The sequence below is a fragment of the Butyricicoccus sp. AM78-15b2TA genome, assembly GCF_027665985.1.
GTDB classification, from domain to species: Bacteria; Bacillota; Clostridia; order Oscillospirales; family Butyricicoccaceae; genus Agathobaculum; species Agathobaculum butyriciproducens.
Map to the genome: position 1 here is coordinate 1 of NZ_JAQEHY010000044.1, position 4,377 is coordinate 4,377.

Sequence of the window (4,377 nt, forward strand, 5' to 3'; positions counted from 1 at the left end):
AAGCATGACCGAGCCGAGTTTGTCCGTGTGGTGCAGGAAGCACAGTCCAGCCAGCAGACCACAGAGGTCAGGAAACAGCGGACACGCCTTGCCGCCGCAAAGCAGAGAGTTTCCGATCTGGAAGTTCTGCTCTGCAAAATCTATGAGGACAACATTTTAGGAAAGCTGTCCGACAGCAGATACGCCACTCTGGACGCTCAATACGCAAAGGAGCAAGCCGAGCTTACCGATGAAATCTCTGCTCTGGAAAAGGCTATCAGGAGTTATGAAAAGCACGAAAAGGACGCTGACCGTTTTATCGCTCTGATTGACAAATACGAGAACTTCGACAAGCTGACCATTGCCATGCTCAACGAGTTTATCGAGAAAATCCTTGTACATGAGCGTGACCGCAAAGGCAGTATACAGACCACACAGGAGGTCGAGATTTACTTCAATTTTGTTGGGCGATTCGTTCCCCCGGCGTTTGGAGAAGCGGAGCTTACCCCGGAGGAATTAGAGGAAATCCGCAAGCGTGAGGAACGCAAGGACAGGCTTCATCAGAACTACTTGAAGCGGAAAGCCAGCGGAGCGCAGAAGCGATACGAGGACAAAATCAAGGGGAGAAAAAAGGCAGAAATCGAAGCCAAGAAAGCCGCTATTCGTGCGGAGGATATTGCAAAGGGCGTGTTCGTCCCTGTCAGCAGTTTACCGCAGAGAGAGCCGATGAAAGGAGTACAAACAGCATGAATATCACTTATACACAGAACGGCGATTATCTTATCCCGAACATCGTTATCCGCAAGACCAAGCCCCTCGGACACTACGGCAGACTTCGCAAGGCGTATCTGGAAATGCACCGTCCGATACTGTTCAATGAGCTGGTGCTATCCGACAAGCTCTTTGAGCATTGCGCCGAGATTGACGAAGCGGCACGAAACCGCATGGAGCTGATCGTGCGGTCACTGGCAGAGCAAAACGGCGTGACCGAGCAACTAAAAGCCAAAAACCAAATGGAATGGGTGCGGCAGATGAACGCTTGCAAGGCACAGGCAGAGGAGATTGTGAAAGCGGAATTGATTTATGATTGAGCGAGGAAGTCCGGGCAGAAAACTGTTCGGACTTTTCTCATGTAGTCCAAAGTTGCGGTAGAATTGTTCACGAGTTTTATGGTACAATTTATGCGAATAAAGAAAACGGAAAATTAGAATCTAACAAGAGAATGTGGTTGTATGAAAAAATCCATATTAGTATTTTGGGCAATCGTGTGTCTGTTACCTATTCAAAGGAGGTTTAAGAATTTCAAATGAAACATATAAGAAATATATTGCTGTTGATTACGATTATTTTTGCTTTTGTTATGCAAGCTGAAGTATATCAAAATATGCTCTGGAACTTTAATGGTGCTTATTATTTATCGTCCAGATACACAACTACTAATGACGATATGGATTCATTTTTAGCCAATGCAGAAGATACAGCTGAGAAGCATGGTGTTCATATTTTTTCGACTTTTAATCAGAGAGTTTCTAATTATCAGACAAGACTTTATATTTATGGTGATGATACCGTTGTTCGGGATAGTCTTAAAAGCACAATGGATATTGAGGAAAAAACATATACGGCTTTGATAGGTGGAATCACCGTAATAGAATTTGAAGATTTTAGAGAAGCAAAAAACACAGGCAATGGACAGGAAATAATGGTCAGCTATATCGGTGATGATGATGACATTATTGCCACATATCAAGATTTGGCAAAAGAATATTCTATATCGCAGCCAGAGTTTTGGCAATCAACCGAAACTGATATGATGTTCATTGTTTGGGGCCTGGTTGCCATATTGATGATTGTACTTAATATGATTGAGGTGATACGCAGGCAAAAGGAAGTAGTTGTACGAGCTTCTCTGGGCGAAAATGCTGCTGTGATTGCTCTAAAAGCTGTAGTGGCTGATATGATTTCATATGCTGCATTATTCGTCTTAGCAAAGTTGCTTGTTTCTCAATTTATATCGGGAGCGTATGAAGATCATCTCATTTTGGCAGTGTATTGTGCCGGAGCAGTTCTTTCCGTAATTCCTTATGCTGCTTTTGTCCGCTTTGATGTAAAAAAAGCCTTTGCCAATGCTTCAGATAAAAAAGGTATGTTTTATCTTCTGAACGGTCTTAAAGTATTTGCTACTGCTATGACAATTTTTACAATAACTACAAATCTCAGTAGCATTCAAGGTAATTTACTTACAAACACTACTCTTTTAGAAAATCATTATAATGATTATTATTTTGGAGTTATGCAGATTGAACCTCCTTTTGAAGAAAATGAGGAGGAATCCAAAGAGAGCAAATTTTGGAATGACCTTTACGAAAATGAATACAACACGATAAATCCGGTGGTCTGCATAGGCAGCCGGATAAGCGATACGGATAATTATATTTTTGTAAATCATAATGCCAGAGATATGCTACAAGGGTTTTCTGATATGCTTACTGAAGATGATGAAAAAGAGGATATCGTGGTCTTCGTGCCAAAGGGAAGAAATGCGGAATCATACAAAGATATCGCAAAAGAGGAAATTGGCTCTCTTACCCAAAATGCAGAAGAACTGCGTGTTGTTTATAAAGAATATTCTGGCAGAGAACAATTTTATTATCTCAATTCGAACAGAGAAGAGGCTATTGACGGATTGTCAAGAGTAACAAATCCGATTGTGATTTATCAGGCAAATGAGGCTGTTGCTTTAAATGGAAGTTATATCGAAACAGGAACATATAATGGTGAGGTAATCTACGGATGCGATGAAAGCACAATTCGCAGTGTTGCGAAAAAATATTCAGAACAGCTTGGTTCACACTATTTTATGCTGACGAATGTCGGAGAGGATTACATTTATAGTCATAGTTTCCTCGTGAAACTGATTGGCTTTATAAGCTCTCTTTGCGTATTAGTATTGCTGTTAGATATCGCTATCATCATATCTGAAGTGAAAATGGAATTTAGACTTAATGCGATGGAAATCTCCCTCAAAAAGGTTTTGGGCTATCGCTTTTATGAAAGGCACAAAAGATTTATTTCCGTTAATCTCTTAGAAAATATAGCCGTTGTGATATTGATTTGCATTGTTTCAATTTTTATATCTAACGCAAGTGTCGGGATTGCTTTACTGATTGGAGCGTTGCTCACCATTATTGAAATGGCAATCATTTTCACAAATATTATGTGGGTTGAAAAAACAAATATCTCAAAGTCATTGAAGGGAGGATGTTTATGATTATAATTCGTGGCTTAAATAAAGCATTTGGAGAGAAAATAATTTTCTCTAACTTTAATTTAGAAATTCCGGATGGAAGTTTTGTAGTAATCAGCGGCGATAGCGGCAGTGGAAAAAGCACTTTACTCAATATGATTGGTGGTATCGAAAAACCGGATAGCGGCAGTATCATAATCGAAGGGCTGAATATTACCCGGCTTAAAAATAAAAACAGTTTTTTTGCGGATACAGTGGGGTTTCTTTTTCAGAATTTTGCACTGCTTGAAAATAAGACAGTTAAAGAAAATTTAAGTTTGATTAAAAAATCAAGCCGAACTAAAGTATCACTTAAAGAAGCTCTTAATCGTGTGGGGTTATCAAAGGAAGTTAACAAAAAAGTTTATCAGCTTTCCGGTGGTGAACAACAGAGAGTTGCTTTAGCTCGTCTTATGATGAAAAAATGTTCTGTTGTTTTGGCAGATGAACCTACTGGCTCACTTGACAAGAAAAATAGAGATATTGTTATGAGGTTATTGCACGAACTCAATGAAGAAGGTAAAACGGTTATCATTGTTACCCACGATCAGGGTATTATTGAAGATGAACCTTATGTTGTGAAAATCTGAGAGTACCTCTTAGAAATGTCTTGATCTACATTTTATATAATTTGGGTCAGAAGAAAATCCCTTTAGGAACTAAAGGGCGCACTTCTATACTCTCCTATCGGGAGTATGTGCGTCCTGCGGAGCTTCATTCTCTGTCAGCAGAAGAAAACTGCCCGACCGAGAAAGTTGCGTCACTTCGTTCCGTCAAGGTGGCTACACCCCCTTGCGCCGCTAATGCGGCTATCCCCTGTGGACTTGCCGTCCGCAAACAGCATAAAATGCTGTTCGCCGCCAGCAAGTTTGGAAAAATAAATACCGAAAATCAGACCGTTGACTGGTCGCACTATGCGAAAAGTTGACGGTCTTTTTTTATCCCCAAAATCAAAAAAGGAGGTCAATCACAATGACAAAACCGAAAACCCTTGACCAGCTCCGAGCCGAAAAGGAACGAGCCGAGACGCAGCTTGCACAGGAACAACACAAGCTGGAGCGTCTGGAGAATAGAAAGAAGTATCTGGAGAAAGGCGAACGCACCAAGCGCAC

At 40.7% G+C, this 4,377-nt stretch carries 5 protein-coding genes; all 5 read left to right on the forward strand.

Features of this window, described 5'->3' with window-relative positions:
• The coding region (locus tag PGS25_RS15400; protein WP_270419400.1) for a DUF4368 domain-containing protein at positions 1-729 on the forward strand (729 nt) is incomplete at its 5' end.
• Positions 726-1,070 carry a TnpV protein gene (locus PGS25_RS15405; RefSeq protein ID WP_004845299.1) on the forward strand — a complete coding sequence of 115 codons (345 nt, stop codon included), beginning with the start codon at positions 726-728 and terminating at the stop codon, positions 1,068-1,070. The genes PGS25_RS15400 and PGS25_RS15405, both read left to right, overlap by 4 nt.
• A 215-nt stretch (positions 1,071-1,285) precedes the next feature.
• Positions 1,286-3,250 (forward strand): bacteriocin-associated integral membrane family protein, encoded by a 1,965-nt coding sequence (locus PGS25_RS15410; protein WP_004845300.1) that lies wholly within the window; start codon positions 1,286-1,288, stop codon positions 3,248-3,250.
• Entirely contained in the window at positions 3,247-3,855 is a 609-nt protein-coding gene (locus PGS25_RS15415) for an ATP-binding cassette domain-containing protein (protein WP_002593328.1), read from the forward strand. Before PGS25_RS15410 ends, PGS25_RS15415 begins: the two co-directional genes overlap by 4 nt.
• A 382-nt stretch (positions 3,856-4,237) precedes the next feature.
• The coding region (locus tag PGS25_RS15420) for a DUF3847 domain-containing protein (protein WP_442865325.1) at positions 4,238-4,377 on the forward strand (140 nt) is incomplete at its 3' end.